Raw genomic sequence first — 1,429 nt, 5'->3', positions numbered from 1 at the left:
ATTTCTGAGCTAGATTTCTGTGAGCTTAAACAAGGTGGTTTAGACGATGAAATATTATCTGTTCAATTTTTGTAGGGATCACTTAGCCCCGACCCCTATACCCCCTATACCGCATTTTAATACAAGAGGCGTCTCAGTAACGGACACCTTGTTTGGTGATCTAGTCAAATTGGTTTCTTCCTCATCAAAGAAAAGATTTCACCCGGACCAATCTGCTTGCATTATATATTTAATGATGATAAAATGACCAGATTTTATAACCAAGGTGGAAATATGTCTATCACTTATAACGAATCCGATCGCTGTTTGACAGCTTACAGTGAACTCTCTAAAACTGACTGGGATGGATTTTTCAAAAAAATTAGCACGGATGACAGTATAGAAGCGGTTTACTTCCATTATACAGACTATCATGGCCCTGAGTCAGATTTACTTAAGGCTTTGACCAATGCTCCTAATTTAAAGGCAGTTTGGATAAAGGGAAGTACATTTCATTTTTCTGAGTCTGGAGGAGATCATTTTATTAAGGTACTTGAGGAGCTAAAGAAATGCCCAAAACTAGAGCACGTTTTAATTCGCAATCAAACAGCACTACAGTTGGATCAGGCTTTTGAGTCCTTGGCTGGCCTTATAGAAAAAAGTAGCGAGTTTAAAAAGCTAACAATTTGGCATCAGGAAATCAGTGGTGAAAAGTTTAAGTTATTATGTGACGCATTGTCAAAATCTCATGTACAAATTGAATTGGATTTTACTTCGGATGTATCGCTGTCACCTAAAAATAGAGCGCTATTAAAATGTGCTTTAAATTCAAATCCAAAAATAAAAGTTAGTAAAAATATTGAAACTATGTTGAAGGATGTTGACTCAACACTTGGTAGGATTACATTAGATAGAGTGGAACCAGCAACTGGTGAGACTGATAAGGCCAAGGTAAATACATCAAATGTCTATATGCCTGTATTAAGTGGTTTTATCGCAGGGCTTGGTGTTGCTTCGGTAGCAGTGGCATTTACACTACTCAATGCAAGCTCTTTAGGATTAGTTGGGCTAGTTGTTGCTGGTGTTGGCGTTGCGGCAGTTTTGACAAGCGTTGGCATGTTTGGGATGAGCTCATACAAGGCCACTGAAAACGCCTATGATTCATCAGTGAGTCTTCAACCAGCATTTTAAAGGATGCATAGCTGCTGGTAGAAACATTAAGAGAGCTGCCGGGTTCCAGACTCCAATCTCTCGTGCGGTTACAACCCTCTCAATGGAAACTTTAGGATTCCATTGAGAGGGTTGTCGAGCAGGTTACTTATTCGACTGCGGGGGCTTTCTTTTCTTTTTCTTTGGCAATATCCATAGGGGGTCTGACCAAAATTTTCTCTTTATAAACAGAGAGATGCCCAATAAATAGCCTTAATTTATGCTCTTAAAAGCTATTTTT

1 protein-coding gene is annotated in these 1,429 nt (G+C 38.8%); it reads left to right on the top strand.

Features of this window, described 5'->3' with window-relative positions; genetic code table 11:
- Positions 1 to 243 precede the first annotated feature (243 nt).
- Entirely contained in the window at positions 244 to 1,170 is a 927-nt protein-coding gene (locus tag AB3348_RS15185) for a hypothetical protein (RefSeq protein ID WP_367608472.1), read from the top strand.
- Positions 1,171 to 1,429: the final 259 nt, after the last annotated feature.

Origin of the sequence: Legionella sp. W05-934-2 (genome assembly GCF_964199965.1) — a bacterium.
Taxonomy (GTDB): domain Bacteria; phylum Pseudomonadota; class Gammaproteobacteria; order Legionellales; family Legionellaceae; genus JAFIFT01.
Note: the sequence above shows the minus strand (reverse complement) of the source record. Positions and strands in the feature narration are given on the sequence as shown.

Coding starts and splice junctions, on each gene's coding strand:
- AB3348_RS15185 (WP_367608472.1), top strand. CDS start 244: ATGACCAGATTTTATAACCAAGGTGGAAATATGTCTATCACTTATAAC.